The following is an 18,289-nucleotide window of genomic DNA, read 5'->3' as shown; positions in this document are numbered from 1 at the left end:
TGGATCGAGACCTGATGCGTCATTTCTCATCCCGGCCAACTGCTTTTTCAATCCGGCCAACCGTGCACGGGCGCGCAGCCCGGCGGTTCAGCGTTGCCGGTCGGTCAGGAATTGCGTCGGCGGCTTGCCGGTCGCCTTGCGGAACATCGTGACGAAGCTGCTCGCGCTTTCGTAGCCGAGATCGATCGCGATCTGGTGCACGCGGCGGCCGGTCGTCAGCATCCGCAGCGACAGCGCGACGTGCAGCCGCCGGCGCCAGTCGCCCAGGCTCATGCCGAGCTCCCTCGTCGCGAGCCGCGTCAGGCTGCGCTCGCTGATGCCCGCACGCCGCGCGAGCTCGGGCAGCGGCGACTTGTCGGCCGGGTCGTCGAGCAGATGGTCGATCAGCTTGCGCAGCCGGCGGTCGGCCGGCATCGGAAGGTACAGGTCCTCGACCGGCGCCGCGACGAGTTCGTCGAGCAGCGTCGCCACCAGCCGCCCTTGCGGCCCGTCGACGTCGTACAGATTCGGGAAGCTGGCCGCCTTCAGCAGCAGTTCGCGCAGCAGCGGCGACACGCCCAGCGTGCAACAGCGCGTGGGCAGGTCGAGCGCCGCGTCGGGTTCGACCAGCACCGCGTAGAAGGTCGCGCCGGCCGAGCCGCGCGCCGCGTGCGGGACATCGCCGGGAATCCAGACCGTGCATTGCGGCGGCGCGGTCCACACGCCGCCGTCGATCTCGCAATAGACGACGCCGGTCAGCGTGTAGAGCAGCTGCGCCTGGCGATGGCTGTGCCGCTCCAGCCGCCATTCGGGCTCGACGACCGAGCCGCCGAACACGACGAGCGGACGCGGCACGTGATAGACGTCGGCGTCCGCGGCGGGATCGGTGGTCGGTGGAAGGTCGCGCATGGAACGACGGGTCGTGAAAAAAGGCCGGACGCCGGCGCGTCCTGTCGTGCTTATACCAGAAAGGCGCGGCCGCAGCCGTGCCGTTCGAGGGCGCCTGCACCCGCGCGCCGAACCGAATACAATGCGCCGATCCCCCGCCGCTGCGCGAACCTGCCGGAGCCGCCATGTTCGACCTGACCACGCTGACCACCTTCACGGCCGTCGTTCTGGGCCTGTTCCTGATCCCCGGCCCCGCCGTGCTGCTCGTGCTGAGCCGCACCGTGCAGGGCGGCCGCAAGACCGGCATCCTGACCGGCCTGGGCGTCGCGAGCGGCGACTTCGTGCATACGCTGTTCGCGGCCGTCGGGCTGTCCGCGCTGCTGATGACGTCGGCGCTCGCGTTCAACGTCGTGAAGCTGGTCGGCGCCGCGTACCTGATCTATCTCGGCGTGCGCGCGCTGCTGGAGAAACCGTCCGATCCGTCGCTGCCGCAGGTGTCGCCCGTCACGCCGCTCAAGGCGTACCTGCAGGCGATTCCCGCCGAAGTGCTGAATCCGAAAACCGCGCTGTTCTTTCTCGCGTTCATGCCGCAGTTCGTGCATCCGGAACGCGGCTCGACGTTCGTGCAGTTCGCGGTGCTCGGGCTGATCTTCGTCGTGCTCAGCTCGCTCTACACGACGCTGATCGCGTGCTCGATCCGCCCGCTCGGCCGCATCGTGAAGCGGCTCACGTGGCTCACGCGCTGGCAGGGCAAGATCATCGGCTCGATCTTCATCGCGCTCGGGCTGCGCGTGGCCGTGCAGCAGCGCTGATGCGCATGAGCGTATGACGCCCGCCGGCGCGGACCTGCTCTATACCGACCCGCGGCTCGTCGCGGTGTACGACCTGTTCAACGCCGGCGATCGGGACTTCGCGTTCTACGCCGGCGCGATCGGCGCCACCCGGCGACGCGTCCTCGATCTCGGCTGCGGCACCGGCACGTTCGCGCGACGGCTCGCGGCGGCCGGGCACGACGTCGTCGCGATCGATCCCGCGCCGGCGATGCTCGATTACGCGCGACGCCAGCCGGGCGCCGACGCCGTACGCTGGTTCGCGTGCGCGCTCGACGGCCTGCCGCCGGGCACGCCGTTCGATGCGGTCGTGATGACCGGTCACGCGTTCCAGTGCCTGCTGACCGACGACGACATCGACGCGACGCTGCGCGGCGTGCGACGCGTGCTCGCCGACGGCGGCCGCTTCCTGTTCGACACCCGCAACCCGCGCACCGAACCGTGGCGAGCATGGACGCCCGCGCAGTCGGCGCGCCGCATCGAGTCGCACGAATTCGGCATCGTCGATCTCCATCACGCGGTGCGGGCGATCGACGGCGCGATCGTGACGTTCGACACGCACTACCGCTTCCGCCGCGACGACACGCTGCTGACGAATACGAGCCGGCTGCGTTTCATCGCGCAACCTGAACTGCAGGCGCGCGTGATCGCAGCCGGATTCCCGGCGGCCGACTGGTGCGGCGACTGGGACCCCGCTCCGTTCGACGAAGCGACCAGCGCGGAGATCATCGCGATCTGCCGCGCGTGAGCGCGCGCGCGTTCTGCTGCGGCGTCAGCCCGCCACGGGCAGCGTGTCCACCGCGTACGCATGCCGGATCGTGCGGCCCAGCACCGGGTCTTCCAGCTCGACCTCGAACCGCTCGGCCGGCCGGATGCCGCCGATCGCCGCGAGCGTGCCGCACAGCATCGCGGTGCCGTCCTCGAAGCGGCCGCCATGACGCGCGAATTGCGCGAGCAGATCGTCCGGCGCGCGCATCGCGGTCACGTTGCCCTCCTGATACAGCACGCGCTCGCCGTCGATCGTCGCGTACGCGCGCAACACCAGTCGATCCCAGTGACCGGCCACGTCGTCGAGCTTCCACAGCGTGTTCGCGCACGGCTTGCCGCACATCTGCTTCGACACGGTGATGCCGTACGTCTCGACCTCGCGATCGGTGTGATCGGACGCGATGCCGACGAAGGTCTCGCCGCCGTCGCGCACCAGCACGAATTCCGCTTCGCCGCTGCTCTGCCCGCCCGCGACCTGGATCGCCGGCGACGGATCGAGGCGATCGGCGGCAACGCGGTAGAACACCGGCGTCGTCGCCGGTCGCTTGACGCCGAGTGCTTCCAGTTCGCGGATATGCTTTTCCATGGCGACCGTATCGCGGCCGGTCCAGCCCGCGATCACGAGCGTGTCGATCGCGATCGCGCGCTCGGTGCGGCCGTCGCGACCGTCGATCGCGAACGTGATGGTTTTCATCGAATGCTCCTCGTCGCGGGCCGCGCGATGCAGCGGGCCCGCTGTCTGTCATTGATCGACCGGGCTCACGCCGGATCGTAATAGTGGATCTCCAGCAGCACGCAGCCGCCGTTCGACTTGAACGGGCCGTGCCATGCGCCGGGCGGGCGCACCGCATACGTGTAGCCCTCGAACGGCGTGCCGCCGTTGCCGTGCTCGTCGTTGCCGACGGTCAAATCGCCTTCGACCAGAAACACCTCTTCCCAGTAGTCGTGCACGAACGGCTTCTGCGTATGCAGCCCCGCCGGCAGGCGCAGCAGGCGCGTGCGGCTGCCGCGCTTGCGCTCGGTGTCGAGCGCGCCGGAGAGGATCAGCTCCTGCGCGCCGGACGCCGGGTCATAGCCCTCCGGCAGCCGCCAGTCGCGCTGCATGTCCAGCGTGTGGAATTCGTCGTGAAGCTTGTTGATGGCCATCTGTCTCTCCTGGTTGCGATAGCGGGTGAAGCGGGTTTCGATGCGGGCGGTCAGGCGGCGCGCGGCGTCGACCGTTTCTGGTTCAGCGAATAGCTTCCGAGCATCGAATCGACCAGATGCGACGCGCGCTGCCAGTCGTACGTGCGATACGCATGGCCCTTCGTGACGAACGACGCGCCGGCATAGAACAGTTCGTACTGGTTGTGGCGCGACGCGAATTCGGAACCGACCGCGTCCCACGCGAGCTTGAAGAACTTCACGCGATCCTCGGACGAGCACACCGGCGACTTCTGCGTCTTCTCGATGATGCGCAGCAGGTCGGGGTTCTCGAAATCGCGCACGCTGGACGGCAGCATGATCATTCCGCCGCCGGCGAGCTCGCGCAGCGTGTTGAGTACCTTCGAATAGAGTTGCTGCGTGACGACCTGCGAGCCGTACAGCATGTTGCGGTCGGGCACGTAGAAGCCGTTGACGACCGTGCCCTTCGCTTCCATTCCGTAGACCCACGCCTCGACCATCGATGCTTCGGCCGCGAGCTGGCCCAGCGTCTCGCGCACCTGCGGGAACGCGTTCGTGCCGTTGACCTCGGAGATCTTCAGGCCGAGCCCGACGAGAAAGCGCAGCTTCGTCATCAGGCGCACCTGGCATTGATAGTTCTGGTACACGTGCGCGGGTGTCGCGTGGAACTGCTTCGCGCACATCGCGGTATTGCCGGCGACGAAGATCCGCTCCCACGGCACCTTCACGTCGTCGAAATACAGCACCGCGTCGTTCTCGTCGAAGCGGCTCGACAGCGGGTTGTCGAACACCGACGTCGCATGCTCCTCGTACGACTTGCGCGACATGATCTTCATGCCCTTCGCGTTCATCGGCACCGCGAACGACAGCGCATACATCTCGTCGCCTTCGCGCAGCGGCTGGATGCAGCTGCAGAACACCTCGTTCGCCATGATCCCGCTGGTCGCGAGCATCTTCGCGCCGCGCACCGTGATGCCTTCGGCATCCTGATCGACGATGCCGACCGCGAGGTACTTGTCCTCCTGCTCGTGCGCGGCCTTCGACTGGTTCGCCTGCGGATTCACGATCACATAGGTCAGGAACAGGTCGTTGTCGCGTGCATAACGGTAGTAGTCGCGCAGCGCGCCGGCGCGCGCCGGGTCGTATTGCTCAAACACGTCGGCGCCCATGTACATGCCGGAGAGGCACGACGCGACGTGGTCGGGCGAGCGGCCCATGAAGCCGTAATGCAGCTCCGACCACGCTTCCAGCGCGGCACGGCGCTCGACGAGTTCGTCATAGGACGTCGGCAGTTGCCAGATCCGGCTGACGCGATTGCCGGAGTCGGGCGACACGAACGTCATCTTCTCGACGTTTTCGTTCTCCGCCTGATAGTCGTACAGGCTCGCGTAGCTGCGGATCGAATTGCGGAATGCCGCGTGCGCGGTCACGTCGCCGACCGGCTGGCCGTTCAGGTAGACCTGCCGCCCGTCGCGCAGCGACGCGATGTGCTGAGTGCCGTTCTTGATCATGATGCCCTCCTGGGTGGAATGAATCGTGGGTTGCGTTCACATGGCCGACGCGTACGCGCCGTCGAGCGCGCGGTAGCGTCCGCCGAAGAAGATCAGCGGACGCCCGTCCGGGCGCGCGCGGTGCCGCATCACGCGGCCGACGAAGATCACGTGGTCGCCGCCGTCGTATTGCGCATACGGTTCGCATTCGAACGTCGCGAGTGCATCGGGTAGCAGCACGCCGCCACCGTCGCCGGCCGCGCCGCCGCGCCAGCCCCACTTGTCGCCGTTCGCTTTCGCGAAGCAGTTCGACAGGTGCTGCTGCGTCTCGTCGAGCACGTTGACCGCGTAGCCATCCGCGCCGGCCAGCTCGCCGAGGCTCAGGCTGCGACGGTCGACCGAAAACAGGATCAGCGGCGGGTCCAGCGACACCGAATTGAACGACGCGACCGTGATACCGATCGGCATCCCCTCCTTGCGCGGGGCGGTAATCACCGCGACGCCCGTCGCGAACATCGACAGTGCGGCCCGGAAGCGCCGCTGCTCGTCGGCATCCGCGCCGGTTCCGGCATGGTTCTCGCTCATCTCGTCCTCCATGGGTTGCATTGCCGGATTCCGCCGAGGAATCCGCATCAACAAAGCACCGTTAATTAGCTTTGTTATTTAGCTTTTATTAAATGTAAACACAAAGCCCGGTTCAAGATGTCGTAAACCCTGATCTTGAAAGCTTTGTTTGAAAGACAACCCTACTCGCGGGATGGATGTTGCACGGCGCGCACGAATGTCCACGTACACTGCGGCAACCGTATTCCCCGGCGCTCGCGACCCATGCGGGACGCCGCCTTCCGGAGCCTCTTTCGATGCAATCCCGTCCGATCTACATGGACTACAGCGCGACGACGCCGGTCGATCCGCGCGTGGTCGCCAAGATGGTGCCGTTCCTGCACGAGCAGTTCGGCAACCCCGCCTCACGCAGCCACGCCTACGGCTGGGATGCCGAGCACGCCGTCGAGGAAGCGCGCGCGCACGTCGCCGCGCTGCTCGGCGCCGATCCGCGCGAAATCGTGTGGACGTCCGGCGCGACCGAAGGCAACAACCTCGCGATCAAGGGCGCCGCGCACTTCTATCAAGGCAAGGGCAAGCATCTCGTGACGGTGAAGACCGAGCACAAGGCCGTGCTCGATACGTGTCGTGAACTCGAACGCCAGGGTTTCGACGTCACGTACCTCGACGTGCGCGAAGACGGCCTGCTCGACCTCGATGCGTTGCAGCAGGCGCTGCGCGCCGACACGATCCTGGTGTCGGTGATGCTCGCGAACAACGAAACGGGCGTGATCCAGCCGGCGGCCGACATCGGTGCGCTGTGCCGCGCGCGCGGCATCGTGTTTCATTGCGATGCGGTGCAGGCGGCCGGCAAGATTCCGGTGGACGTGAATGCGCTGAACGTCGACCTGCTGACGGTGACCGCGCACAAGGTGTACGGCCCGAAGGGGATCGGCGCGCTGTACGTGCGCCGCAAGCCGCGCGTGCGCCTCGAAGCGCAGATGCACGGCGGCGGCCACGAACGCGGGATGCGCTCCGGCACGCTGCCGACCCACCAGATCGTCGGGATGGGCGAAGCGTTCCGGCTGGCGAAGGAAGAAATGGCGGACGAAAGCCGCCGCGTCGGCGCGTTGCGCGACCGGCTGCTGGCCGGCCTGTCGACGCTCGACGAGGTTTACGTGAACGGCGACCTCGCGCGCCGGATTCCGCACAACCTGAACGTCAGCTTCAATTTCGTCGAAGGCGAATCGCTGATCATGGGGATCAAGGGCGTCGCGGTGTCGTCAGGCTCCGCGTGCACGTCGGCGTCGCTGGAGCCGTCGTATGTGCTGCGCGCGCTCGGCCGCAGCGACGAGCTCGCGCACAGCTCGATCCGCTTCACGCTCGGCCGCTTCACGACCGAAGCCGAGGTCGACAACGTGATCGCGCAGGTGCGCGACACGGTCGGCAGGCTGCGTGAATTGAGCCCGCTGTGGGACATGCATCTCGAAGGGGTCGACCTGGATACGATCGAGTGGGCCGCGCACTGAGCGCGGCGGCCGGCGCGCGTCAGCCTTTTTCCTGGCGCGCGATCATGTGCGCGAGATCGAGCGTCGCACGATCGCCGTTGGTGACGAGGCGGTCGATCACCGAGCAAAGCGCCTTGAACTCGGTTTTCGTCACGCCTTCGAACAGCACGTTGTTGATGCGTTGCTGCGTATCGGCGAGCGCTTTCAGCAGCTTCGAGCCGGCCGGCGTGACCGTGAGCCGCATCTTGCGCTTGTCGTCGGGGTCCGCGCGTTTGTCGATCAGGCCGAGTTTCTTCAGCTTGCCGGTCTCGATCGTGACGAACGCGCCGCTCAGGTGCAGATGATCGGCGAGGCGGTTGACGGTCACGACGTCGTCGTGCGACAGATGGGCGACCGACACGAGCAATGAATACTGGATGCCGGTGAGGCCGATCAACGAGCCGAAACCGTCGCGCACCGACAGCAGGCGCGCCGCGAACGGCAGCAGCCCGTTGATCAGGTGGCGGAATTCCGTGTCCGTGCCGTCGATCAGGCAGGCCGGGTTGGTAATGGTCAGAACGGACTCCTCTTGCTGCTTGGCCATGACGTCGACGCTCCGTGCGGTCATGCGAATTTAGCTTTGAAACGAAATTATACGGCAAAGGCACCTGCGGCCTCGGCCAGCCCGGCCGCCCGCATGCGGCCCGATTTCCCTTATCAGGAGGTTCGCGCATGCCCTTCCCGCTTCATCCCGCCACGGTTCGCGCGCTGCTCGAATGCTATCTGCGCGCGAAGGACCTGAACCAGGCCGAGCTGATCGCCGACTGCTTCGCGGCCCATGCCGGGCTGAGCTTTTCGCTCGCCAGCGACGACATCGATTTTCCGCCGCGCGTGACCGGTGTGACGGCCATTGCGCATACGCTGGTCGAGGCATTCGGCGAGCGGTTCGAGCAGTGCCGGACCTACTACGTCTGCGCGCAGCCGCCCGTCGACGGGCACGGCGTCAGCCGCATGCCGTGGCTCGTCGTGATGCGACAGAAGGACAACGGCGCACTGCGGATCGGACATGGCACGTACCGCTGGCAGTTCGCCGTCGACGGCGCAAACGACGACGTTGCGCGGGTTGCCGCGCTGCACATTCATATCGCGCGGATGGATACGATCGACGATCCGCAGTCGTTGAAACTCGCGCGGCTGCAGGCGGCGTTCGGGTATCCGTGGCTGCCGGCGCACGCGTTCGCGCGCGGGCTCGCGGACGTCGCGGCGGCGCATCCGGATTGGGCATTCCTGGCGCCGTTCGAGCAGGCGGCCGCGTCGGCCATCGACTGACGCCCCGCTGCATCACGGCGCCGCGCGCGATCCCTCATTGCCGGCCAGCAACTGCGCGGCGGTCATGACGCGCGGGTCGTCGCCCGTCAGATGCGCGCCGTAATAGGCGATCGACGCCTGCTCGTCGAGCAACAGCGGAATCGCGACCCGCCCGAGCAGCGCGCGTTCGATCGCGTCGCCGAACGTGAATCCCGCCAGATAGACGCCGTCCATCACGCAATTCGTCGTGAATACGCGGCCCTGCGCATCGACATAAAACTCGACGTAGCCGAGATCGTCCTCGGCGATTCCGATCATCGTCGTGTCGAGCGCCCGCTCCCACGCGGCAATCTGTTCATCCTGACGCTCCAGTGCGCGAAACGCGATGCCCATCGGCGCGCAGGTCTCCCCGCTGCGCCGGGCCGGCTCCGCCCCCACGATCAACGTGCCGAATTCGCGCAGGATCGTATCGCCCGGATGTTCGCCGTCGCGGGCCGATAGACGGCCGTCGGCAGGGCCGCGCCACCCGGCCGCGACAAACAGCGGCCTGACCGTCAACGGAATCTCGATCACGAAAATGCTCCTGAAGTTACCGCATACGATACGACACGCGCGAACACTCTCCGCAGCGTGGACAGCATGCGCCGCCGCGCTCGCCCTCACACACCGTCGAGCGCGCGCCGCACACCGTCCCAATCGAGCCCGAACCGCGCGAGATACTTGCGCAGGCGGTCCGCGTCGTTCGGCTGCTTCTTGCTCTGCCGCGACACCGCGAACAGCGTGCGCCCGGCTTCCGACAGGCTCACCGACGTGCGGCACACGTCGAGCACGCGTTCGAGCTGCGCACGGTCGAACAGGTCGAGTTCCGCCGCGCGCGCACCAAACACCGCGTCGACGCACGCATCGGATGCCCCCGTGCCCCCCGGCGGCGACCACGTGCGCGTCAGCCGCTCGACTTCCTGCTCGGCGAGCGCCTCGGTAATGCGCCCCGCATCGGCCAGCGTCGCCATCCGGGTGACCGACGCCGACAGCTCGCGGAAGTTGCCGGCCCACGTCGCGCGCGGCGAGGCCGCGAACGCGAGATAGCGCCGCTTCGCCTCGACGTTGAACCGCACCTGCTCGCCCTGCTCGCGACCGAACCGGTCGAGCTCGAATTCGAGGTTCGGCTCGATGTCCTCGCGGCGCTCGGCCAACCCCGGCAATTCATAGGTCCAGAGGTTGATCCGCGCATAGAGGTCCTCGCGGAACGTGCCGGCCGCCACCATCTGCCGCAGATCGCGGTGCGTGCCCGCGATCAGTTCGAAATCGCTGGTCGCCTCGACGTCCGCGCCGACCGGCAGGAAGCGCTTCTCCTCGATCGCCTTCAGCAGCATCGCCTGTTCGTCGAGCCCGAGTTCGCCGATCTCGTCGAGAAACAGCAGCCCGCCGTCCGCCGCGCGCAGCAGCCCCGCGCGCGCCGACTGCGCCCCTGTGAACGCGCCCTTCACGTGACCGAACAGCGTCGACATCGCCGCGTCGCCGCGCAGCGTCGCGCAGTTGATCTCGATGAACGGCCCCGCGAGCCGATGCCGGCCGCGCTTCAGCTCGTACACGCGCTTCGCGAGAAACGACTTGCCGGCCCCCGTCGGCCCGACCAGCAGCATCGGTGCGCGCGAACGCACCGCCACGCGCTCGAGTTGCTCGATCAGCGCATTGAAGCGCGCGTTGCGCGTCGCGATGCCGGCCTTCAGGAACGACACCGTTTCGTCGCGCTCGCGCGTGAAGCGCTGCGCGATCCGGTTGTAGCGCGACAGGTCGAGATCGATCACCGAGATCGTGCCCGGCCCGCTCGGCCCTTCGTCGGTTCGCTGCGGCGGCCCCGTCTGCACGAGGCGCGCGGGCAGGTAGCGCGCTTCCGCGAGCAGGAACCAGCAGATCTGCGCGACGTGCGTGCCGGTCGTGATGTGGATCAGGTAATCCTCGTGTTCGAGGTCGAACGGATACGCGCGTGCGTAATCGTGCAGCGTCGCATAGACCTCCTCGAAATCCCACGGATCGTGGAGCGTGACCGGCGTGAGCCGCACATCGGTGTGCGGCGACACGCGCGCGAGATCGTCCCGCACCTGGTTGGCGAGACGCGTGTAGTCCAGCGAATGCAGCAGTTCGAGCCGGTCGATCGGCAGGTCGGGCTGCTCGCACAGCGAAATCGTCGGCCGCCATTTGCGGTAACGGCGCGGCGCGCGGCCGCCTTGGTCGAGCACCGTGCCGAGAAAACCGATCGCGACGGTTTTGCGCATGTTTATCTCATGGGATAAGAAGCGATCCGATTGTATCGGATATTCATGACCGCGAGGTGCCGACAGCGTCGATGCCGGACACTGAAAAACAGACAATTCTCTTTTGACTTCAATGAGTTGCGAGATTTCAAGAAGCACCGGCCGCCCCCTGGCACGCTCCTCGCTAAATAAAAGACGCCGGATGTCCCGCTGGCCCACGAGCCAGGGTTCGACAAGCCCTGCTGGTGCGCCGCCGCCGAACCTCGTTCGTCGCGGTAGCGCATGCCGCCATGGACAGACGAAGGCAACGGGGCGCGCGCCAGGATGCCTCGCCCGGGTTCGAATCCCGGGGCGCCCATTGTTCGAAAGCTCAGCCAGGTGGAGCAGCCGGCGAAAGCCGGCCGGTGGCGGGTTCGAATCCCGCTCGAACGCTGTCCGCAAGGACGGTCTCGTATGAAGGCAGTACCCGCCGGTGCGGGCCGACAGGCCCGCCGCGCGTCGGACCGGTTGCGGTTCCGCGCGATCGGCCGGGCGGCCGCACGGCCCGCGCGAAGGCGCACGACGACGCAATGCAGCAGGCGTCGCCATGCGTTTCGACGCTGGCCGGCGCGCCGCCCGCCCGATTGCGTCGCCCCGCGATCCGCACGATGCGCGTTACCCGGCGGCCATTGAAGAAAAGGACAAAAATATGTGGAAGCGTCATGTGGTGAAAAAGAACGAACGCGCGCTGCTGATGAGCGAGGGCGATTTCGTGAAGGTGCTGGAACCGGGCGTGTTCAAGGCCTTCGATCCGTTCAAGCGCCTGTCGGTGCAGACCGCGCGTCTCGACGCGCCGCTCGCCGACGACGCGCTGGCCGACTACCTGCGTCACGACGCACCGGACGTGCTCGCGCGGTATTTCGTCGCGATGGATCTCGCCGACGACGAAGCCGGCCTGCGCTACGAAGACGACGTGCTCGTCGAGATTCTGGCGCCCGGCACGCGCCGGCTGTACTGGCGCGGCCTGACCGCGCATCGGCTGGAGCGCATCGACCTCGCGCAGGACAGCATGCTGCCTGCGGCGCTGGTGAAGCGCATCGCGCAACCGTCGCTGCGTGCGCGCGGCGTGGCGGGGCTGACGGGCGTGCTCCTGGCGCAGGTGCCGGCGTACCACGTCGGCGTGCTGAAGGTCGACGGCAAGATCGAGCGGCTGCTGGACGCGGGTGCGTCGGCGTTCTGGCGCTTCAACCGCGACGTCGCGGTCGAGCTGGTCGATCTGCGCTTGCAGGCGATCGAGGTCGGCGGGCAGGAAATCCTGACGCGCGACAAGGTCGCGCTGCGGCTGAACCTGTCGGCGACGTGGCGCTATGCGGACGTGCTGCATGCGTTCGGCCAGTTGCAGAAGCCGGTCGAACACCTGTACCGCGAGTTGCAGTTCGCGCTGCGTTCGGCGGTCGGCACGCGCTCGCTCGACGAGCTGCTGGAGGACAAGCAGTCGCTCGACGAGGTCGTGATCGCGCAGGTGCGCGCCCGTCTCGACGGTTCGGGCGTGGACGTGCGCAGCGTCGGCGTGAAGGATATCGTGCTGCCGGGCGACATGAAGACGATCCTCGCGCAGGTGGTCGAAGCGGAGAAATCCGCGCAGGCGAACGTGATTCGCCGCCGCGAGGAAACGGCGGCCACGCGTTCGCTGCTGAACACCGCGAAGGTGATGGAAGAAAACCCGACCGCACTGCGGCTCAAGGAGCTGGAAACGCTCGAGCGCGTCGCGGAACGGATCGACCGCATCTCGGTGTTCGGCGGTCTCGACCAGGTGCTGAACGGGCTCGTCAGCATCAAGGGCACGTAATGCAGGTTCCGGCGCGATGCAGATGTGTCGCGCCGGTCCCGAAATGAATCAGGTGAAGCAAATGACCGACATGGACATGGATTATCAGGTGATGGAACTGGCGAACGGCAAGCCGGTGAAAATGTGGACGCAAGGCGTCGCCGTCGAGGACGAAGCGCGCGCGCAACTGCGCAACACCGCGCAGATGCCGTTCATCTTCGGCCACGTCGCGGTGATGCCGGACGTGCACCTCGGCAAGGGCTCGACGATCGGCAGCGTGATTCCGACGAAGGGCGCGATCATCCCGGCCGCGGTCGGCGTCGACATCGGCTGCGGAATGATGGCCGCGCGCACGACGCTGACGGCGGCCGACCTGCCCGATTCGCTTGGCGGGCTGCGCAGCGCGATCGAACGCGCGGTGCCGCACGGCCGCGCGCCGGGCCGCCGCGACCCGGGCGCATGGGGCGATCGCACGCCGGCCGCCGTGACCGACGCGTGGAAATCGCTGCAGCCGGGCTTTCAGCGCATCGTCGACAAGTATCCGAAGCTGGCAAAGACGAACCACTACGCGCATCTCGGCACGCTCGGCACCGGCAACCACTTCATCGAAGTGTGCATCGACGAGGCGGACCGCGTGTGGTTCATGCTGCACAGCGGCTCACGCGGCGTCGGCAATGCGATCGGCAGCCTGTTCATCGAACTCGCGCAGGCCGACATGCGACAACACATTGCGAACCTGCCCGACCGTAATCTTGCGTACTTCACTGAAGGCAGCCAGCACTTCGACGATTACGTCGAGGCGGTCGGCTGGGCGCAGGATTACGCGCGGCGCAACCGGCAGGCGATGATGGACGCGGTGATCGGCGCGGCGCGCGGCGTGATCGGCACACCGTTCTCGGTCGACGCGCATGCGGTGAACTGCCACCACAACTACGTGCAGCGCGAACGCCACTTCGGCGAAGACGTGCTCGTCACGCGCAAGGGCGCGGTGTCCGCGCAGAAGGGGCAACTCGGGATCATTCCGGGTTCGATGGGCGCGAAGAGCTTCATCGTGCGCGGGCTCGGCAACCCGGAAAGCTTCTGCTCGTGCAGCCACGGCGCGGGCCGGACGATGAGCCGTACCGAAGCCAAGCGCCGCTTCACCGCCGACGATCAGGCGAAGGCGACGCAGGGCGTCGAATGCCGGAAGGACGCGGGCGTCGTCGACGAAATCCCGATGGCCTACAAGGACATCGACGCGGTGATGGCGGCCCAGCGCAGCCTCGTCGAAGTGGTGCATACGCTGCGCCAGGTGGTGTGCGTGAAGGGATAGCGCGGTGTGCGGCCGAGGGCCAGCGGCCGCGCACAACGAAAGGAAAACGACAACGATGAAAACCGACAACGCAATGACGACCGTGCGCAGCGCGCATCCGATCGACCCGGCGGTGCGGGCACGCGTGATGGCGGAGCTCGCGGAAGTCGAACGCCGCCATGATGTATGCGTGCTGTTCGCGTGCGAATCGGGCAGCCGCGGCTGGGGATTCGCTTCGCCGGACAGCGATTACGACGTACGCTTCGTGTACGCGCACCGGCGCGACTGGTACTTGAGCGTCGAACCGCAACGCGACGTGATCGAGCGGCCGCTCGACGACGAGCTCGACGTCAGCGGCTGGGAATTGCGCAAGGCGTTGCAACTGCTGCGACGCTCGAATCCGACGCTGCTCGAATGGCTCGACTCGCCCGTCGTGTATCGCGAAGATGCGCGCTGGGCGCCGCGGCTCAGATCGCTGGCATCGGCGTTCTTCTCGCCGGTACGCGGGCGTCATCACTACCTCGCGATGGCGAAGAAAAATTTTCGCGGCTATCTGCAGGGCGACACGGTGCGTTACAAGAAGTACCTGTACGTACTGCGTCCGCTGCTCGCGGTGCGCTGGATCGACATGGGGCTCGGCATGCCGCCGATGCGCTTCGTCGATCTCGTCGACGGGACCGTGCACGAGCCGACGGTGCGCGCGGAGCTCGATGCGCTGCTCGCGCTGAAGATGAGCGCGAACGAAGGCGAATACGGGCCGCGCCGGCCGGCGATCCACGCGCTGGTCGAGACGATGCTCGCCGATGCCGAACACGATCGCGAATACAAGCGGCCGTGGGGCGACGTGGCAATGCTCGACGCGTTCCTGCGCGACGTGGTCGACGGCCGATGAAAAGTGAACGGCGCGATGCCTGCGGGGATCGCGCCATTTTTGCATCCGCACTCGTCCGATCGATGCAGGCGAGCAACGACCGTGCCCGCGTACGACGTGTCGTCGCAACGATCGCAGCCCATCGCGGCGGTATACTCGATGCCGTTCGGCACAGCGCGCCGCCGCATGCGCCGCAGCCTTCGACCTGCCCCGCCTGCTGACGATGCGCTTGCAATCCGGCATCTTCCGCCCGTCCATCCACAGTCGATACGAACCGTCATGTCGCACCGCCTTTCGCTCGCCATCGCCGCCCTCCTCGCCGTTTCCCCGTTCGTTGCCAAGGCCCGCCCGCTCGCGCGGCCGCCGGTCGAACGCGACTTCAAGAACTGGTCGGTCGTTTGCGACAACGGCAACCGCTGCATTGCCGAAAGCCACGCGGACGATATCGATGATGCACGCACCCGCCTCATCCTGCGCGTGACGCGCGATGCCGGCCCGGACGCGCCAGCCTCGCTCGACATCTATGCGTCGGCGCCGCTGGACCTGCGCAGCGCACGCGTGGATGGTCGTCCGTTCGATGCAATGGCGGCCCGATGGCATGCGTTCGGCGGCAAACCGGCCGATGACGACGCGCACCCGTTCCGGATCCGGACCAACGATCCGGCAACGGTCGCCGCATGGCTCACCGCGTCGCGCAATGCGCAACTGCTGAGCTTCGGCGATCCGGCGTCGGCCCAAACCGCCCGCACGCCGTTGACGGGATTGAGTGCCGCGCTGCTGTTGATCGACGACACGCAGGGCCGTGTCGGCACCGTCACGGCGTTGCTGCGCCCGGGCACCCGGCCGGCGTCGGCAGTGCCCGTCGCACCGGCACTGCCCCCCGCCGTCACGCCGGCCCCGGCCGTCGCAAACCTGTCGGCCGCGGAGCAACGGCCGCTCGTCGATGCGGTGCTCGCGAAGTTCGGCGGCGACGTGAAGCAATGTGCGACCGATGTCGAAGACGAAATGCCGGCGAACGATCGCAGGAAGGCGTCGACTGCCGTGGCGGTCTCCGCCGACGAAGCGCTGGTCGCGATACCGTGCCAGACCAGCAGCCTGTATAACCACACCGACCTGTGGTATCGCGTGCGGCGAACCGCGCCCTACTCGCCGACGGCGATGAATTTCGGCGAGAACGCGAACGCCGGACTCGATTCGGCGTCGTTCGCAAACGAACTGACCGACGCCGGCTACGATCCCGCCAGCGCGACGCTGTCGAGCAAGGTCAGACTGCGCAGTGCCGGCGATTGCGGCTCGACCGCATCGTGGATCTTCGACGGCCGGCACTTCGTGCTCAGCGATATCGCCACGCACGGCACTTGCAACGGCTTGTTCGACGATCAGTGGCCACGCCTGTATCGACGGGCCGATGCGAGCGGAAGCCGCTGACGCACGTATCGCACCGAAACACGCCGGCAGACATAACCCATAACGAACCGAGGGGCCGAACCATGCATCACCCGTTCATCGCCGCGTCGCGCCACACGGCCGCGACGCGGCGTACGCGCGAGCGGCGCAGCGCGCTTGCGTTCGCGCTGATCGCCATCACCGCATTCGCGTCGACGCCGGTGCGCGCGGCAAACGCCGACGAGTCGGTCGAGATCCCGTTCTGGTCGCGTGACTGGGCCGGCACGATCGGCAACCGGCACGTCGAAGTCTCGTTGTCGCGCGTCGGCGACACGGTATCGGGCTGGTACTGCTACGCGCCATGCACGTCCGACAAACGCTATCGGCTCGCATTGAAGGGAACGCTCGACGCGCACGGTGCGACGCTGTCGGAACGGGATAGCGGCGCGAAAGCCGACGCCGATCGCGTAACGGGCAAGTGGCGCGTCGCTTCTCTCGACGATGCGGTAACCGGCACATGGACCGCACCAGACGGCAAGCGCACACTCCCTGTCTCGCTCGCGCAGAAGCACGACGGCAGAGCGTTTCCCTACGACATCCGCCTCGTCGCCGACCATCTGCCGGACGATGGCGGTTCGTGCACCGACGCGCCTGAAGTCACCGCAATCCGCCTGTACGACCACGGCCGCCTCGTCCAGACGCTAAAGACCGATTCGCGGGGCACCTGCAACCTGTTCACGCCGGATTTCGCCGACGTGAACTTCGATGGCTGGCCCGACTTGATGCTCGCGCAATCGATGGGGGCCGGTCCGAACATCCCGTACCAGACGTGGATCTTCAACCCGAAAACGCGGCGCTTCGCCGATGCGCCGCCGGGACTGCAAGACATCACGTCGCCGGATTTCGATCCGGTGCACCGGATCGTCTGGACGAGCTGGCGCGCGAGCTGCTGCGAGCACGGCGTGACGACCTACCGCTGGCAGGGCAACGACGTGAAGGAGGTCGACTCGGCGAGCAGCTACTTGCTGCCCGTGCTCGACGGAAACACGCGTCGCTATTGCTACATCGTGCCCGGCTACGGCAACGGCCATATCGAGTATCCGCAACGCATCGAGCAGACCGATACCGGGCTGCGCTCGACGCTGGGCGCGCTGAAGGACTGCGAGGCGGGCGATTCGCCTCAGATGTCGCGGGTGTATATCGACATCTGGAAGCCGGGCGCGCCGGGTGGCGCCCCGACGCTCGTGCGTACCGAAAGGGTCGCCTGGAAACGGACGTCGACGCGCGCCGGCATGAAGTTCTGCCCGGACGTGCCGTTCTACGACAACGGCCGCATCCGCCGCGTCCTGTTGCGCGACGATCCCGACCAGTGCAGCGATTCGAATCCCGACGAGAACTAGTGTGCGGCGCGCCCGCAAGGGCGCACCGGCGTCACCTCACGCGGCGCCCACGATCGAGATCGAGAACCCGTCCCAGCCCTTCTGCCCGACCGTCTGCACGGCGGTCGTCATGAGCGCCGGCTCGGCCGCGAGCCGCGCGAACCCGGCGCGCACGCCGGCCACGTCCGGCTCGCGATTGTCCGGATCGACCACGCGCCCGTTGCGCACGACGTTGTCGACGACGATCACCGTGCCGGGCCGCGACAGCTTCAGCGCCGCATCGAGATAGACGGCGTTGTTGTCCTTGTCCGCATCGATGAAGATGAAGTCGAACGGCGCCTCGCCCGTGTCGATGAGCCGCGCAAGACTGTCCTTCGCGCTGCCGACCATCACCGACACGACCTGCGCGAATCCGGCGCGCGCGATGTTCTGCGTCGCGACCTTCGCGTGTGCGGGGTTCAGCTCGAGCGTCACGAGCGCGCCGCCCGGCGGCAACGCGCGCGCCAGCCAGATCGTGCTGTAGCCGCCGAGCGTGCCGACCTCGAGAATCCGCCGCGCGCCGCGGATCGTCGCGAGCAGCTGCAACAGCTTGCCCTGGTTCGGCGCGACGTTGATCGCCGGCAGCCCGGCCGCGTCGCTCGCCGCCAGCGCGGCGTCGAGTACGGCGTCGGACGGCACGAGCGTCGCCGAGAAATACGCATCCACCTGGTTCCACCGATCCTGATCCATCGCGCTCCTTTCGTCTGCGGAAAAGGGCATTCTATGCGCCGCGCCTCCATAAGCAACCCACCATTCGTTCTAAGGGCAGCCGCGCACGTGCTCCTATAATCGCCGGACGGCAGG

Annotated in this window: 18 protein-coding genes and 1 tRNA gene; 10 read left to right on the top strand and 9 right to left on the bottom strand. The window is 67.1% G+C overall.

The genetic code is table 11. The features are described 5' to 3' along the window. Window positions 1-87: 87 nt before the first annotated feature. Window positions 88-888, bottom strand: coding sequence for a helix-turn-helix domain-containing protein (locus KU887_RS29135; RefSeq protein WP_006490459.1), 801 nt, complete (start codon window positions 886-888; stop codon window positions 88-90). Between the two features lie 164 nt (window positions 889-1,052). Between KU887_RS29135 and KU887_RS29130 the strand changes: the two genes are divergently transcribed. Both KU887_RS29130 and KU887_RS29125 read left to right on the top strand, forming a co-directional pair. Further along, entirely contained in the window at window positions 1,053-1,679 is a 627-nt protein-coding gene (locus tag KU887_RS29130) for a LysE family translocator (RefSeq protein WP_006490488.1), read from the top strand. Window positions 1,680-1,692: 13 nt separating this feature from the next. After that, on the top strand, window positions 1,693-2,445 hold the full coding sequence (locus tag KU887_RS29125; protein WP_059722502.1) for a bifunctional 2-polyprenyl-6-hydroxyphenol methylase/3-demethylubiquinol 3-O-methyltransferase UbiG: 753 nt from the start codon (window positions 1,693-1,695) through the stop codon (window positions 2,443-2,445). Between the two features lie 24 nt (window positions 2,446-2,469). Here KU887_RS29125 and KU887_RS29120 read toward each other — a convergent pair whose 3' ends face one another. The 4 genes from KU887_RS29120 to KU887_RS29105 all read right to left on the bottom strand — a co-directional run bounded on the left by KU887_RS29120 (window position 2,470) and on the right by KU887_RS29105 (window position 5,725). Next, window positions 2,470-3,159, bottom strand: a complete 690-nt coding sequence (locus tag KU887_RS29120; protein WP_006490484.1) for a DUF2848 domain-containing protein — start codon at window positions 3,157-3,159, stop codon at window positions 2,470-2,472. Between the two features lie 65 nt (window positions 3,160-3,224). Then, window positions 3,225-3,611, bottom strand: a complete 387-nt coding sequence (locus KU887_RS29115; RefSeq protein ID WP_006490483.1) for a hypothetical protein — start codon at window positions 3,609-3,611, stop codon at window positions 3,225-3,227. Window positions 3,612-3,661: 50 nt separating this feature from the next. Further along, window positions 3,662-5,140 (bottom strand): 4-hydroxyphenylacetate 3-hydroxylase family protein, encoded by a 1,479-nt coding sequence (locus tag KU887_RS29110; protein ID WP_062910020.1) that lies wholly within the window; start codon window positions 5,138-5,140, stop codon window positions 3,662-3,664. Between the two features lie 36 nt (window positions 5,141-5,176). Beyond that, window positions 5,177-5,725: a flavin reductase family protein gene (locus tag KU887_RS29105; RefSeq protein ID WP_006496073.1), complete on the bottom strand. Its 549-nt coding sequence runs from the start codon at window positions 5,723-5,725 to the stop codon at window positions 5,177-5,179. A gap of 254 nt (window positions 5,726-5,979) precedes the next feature. Here KU887_RS29105 and KU887_RS29100 point away from each other — a divergent pair, with 254 nt between their 5' ends. Beyond that, window positions 5,980-7,191: an IscS subfamily cysteine desulfurase gene (locus tag KU887_RS29100; RefSeq protein WP_258256546.1), complete on the top strand. Its 1,212-nt coding sequence runs from the start codon at window positions 5,980-5,982 to the stop codon at window positions 7,189-7,191. 19 nt (window positions 7,192-7,210) lie between these two features. Here KU887_RS29100 and KU887_RS29095 read toward each other — a convergent pair whose 3' ends face one another. Next, window positions 7,211-7,753 carry a MarR family winged helix-turn-helix transcriptional regulator gene (locus KU887_RS29095; RefSeq protein WP_006490479.1) on the bottom strand — a complete coding sequence of 181 codons (543 nt, stop codon included), beginning with the start codon at window positions 7,751-7,753 and terminating at the stop codon, window positions 7,211-7,213. 128 nt (window positions 7,754-7,881) lie between these two features. Here KU887_RS29095 and KU887_RS29090 point away from each other — a divergent pair, with 128 nt between their 5' ends. Next, window positions 7,882-8,478: a nuclear transport factor 2 family protein gene (locus tag KU887_RS29090; protein ID WP_080322305.1), complete on the top strand. Its 597-nt coding sequence runs from the start codon at window positions 7,882-7,884 to the stop codon at window positions 8,476-8,478. A 12-nt stretch (window positions 8,479-8,490) separates the two neighbouring features. Here KU887_RS29090 and KU887_RS29085 read toward each other — a convergent pair whose 3' ends face one another. Both KU887_RS29085 and rtcR read right to left on the bottom strand, forming a co-directional pair. Further along, entirely contained in the window at window positions 8,491-9,030 is a 540-nt protein-coding gene (locus tag KU887_RS29085) for an SUKH-3 domain-containing protein (RefSeq protein ID WP_006490472.1), read from the bottom strand. 86 nt (window positions 9,031-9,116) lie between these two features. Next, window positions 9,117-10,733, bottom strand: coding sequence for an RNA repair transcriptional activator RtcR (gene rtcR, locus KU887_RS29080; RefSeq protein WP_060267754.1), 1,617 nt, complete (start codon window positions 10,731-10,733; stop codon window positions 9,117-9,119). 338 nt (window positions 10,734-11,071) lie between these two features. Between rtcR and KU887_RS29075 the strand changes: the two genes are divergently transcribed. The 6 genes from KU887_RS29075 (at window position 11,072) to KU887_RS29050 (ending at window position 17,467) form a co-directional block, all read left to right on the top strand. Beyond that, window positions 11,072-11,144 (top strand) — tRNA-Phe (locus KU887_RS29075). A gap of 256 nt (window positions 11,145-11,400) precedes the next feature. After that, entirely contained in the window at window positions 11,401-12,540 is a 1,140-nt protein-coding gene (locus tag KU887_RS29070; protein WP_006496077.1) for a slipin family protein, read from the top strand. 61 nt (window positions 12,541-12,601) lie between these two features. Beyond that, complete coding sequence (locus KU887_RS29065; protein WP_034203389.1) at window positions 12,602-13,831, top strand: RtcB family protein; 1,230 nt, start codon at window positions 12,602-12,604, stop codon at window positions 13,829-13,831. 55 nt (window positions 13,832-13,886) lie between these two features. After that, a complete protein-coding gene (locus KU887_RS29060; protein ID WP_069353013.1) occupies window positions 13,887-14,702 on the top strand; it encodes a nucleotidyltransferase domain-containing protein in 816 nt (271 codons plus the stop codon). A 258-nt stretch (window positions 14,703-14,960) separates the two neighbouring features. Continuing rightward, entirely contained in the window at window positions 14,961-16,109 is a 1,149-nt protein-coding gene (locus KU887_RS29055; protein WP_012493153.1) for a DUF1176 domain-containing protein, read from the top strand. Between the two features lie 62 nt (window positions 16,110-16,171). Beyond that, complete coding sequence (locus KU887_RS29050; RefSeq protein ID WP_258256543.1) at window positions 16,172-17,467, top strand: nitrite reductase; 1,296 nt, start codon at window positions 16,172-16,174, stop codon at window positions 17,465-17,467. A gap of 36 nt (window positions 17,468-17,503) precedes the next feature. Here the strand turns inward: KU887_RS29050 and KU887_RS29045 are convergent, their stop codons facing one another. Continuing rightward, window positions 17,504-18,175: an O-methyltransferase gene (locus KU887_RS29045; protein ID WP_048988940.1), complete on the bottom strand. Its 672-nt coding sequence runs from the start codon at window positions 18,173-18,175 to the stop codon at window positions 17,504-17,506. Window positions 18,176-18,289 lie beyond the last annotated feature (114 nt).

Origin of the sequence: Burkholderia sp. EMB26 (genome assembly GCF_024730645.1) — a bacterium.
In the GTDB taxonomy this organism is placed as follows: Bacteria; Pseudomonadota; Gammaproteobacteria; order Burkholderiales; family Burkholderiaceae; genus Burkholderia; species Burkholderia cenocepacia.
The sequence above is the reverse complement of the archived record's forward strand: the minus strand, read 5'-3'. Positions and strand labels throughout refer to the sequence as shown.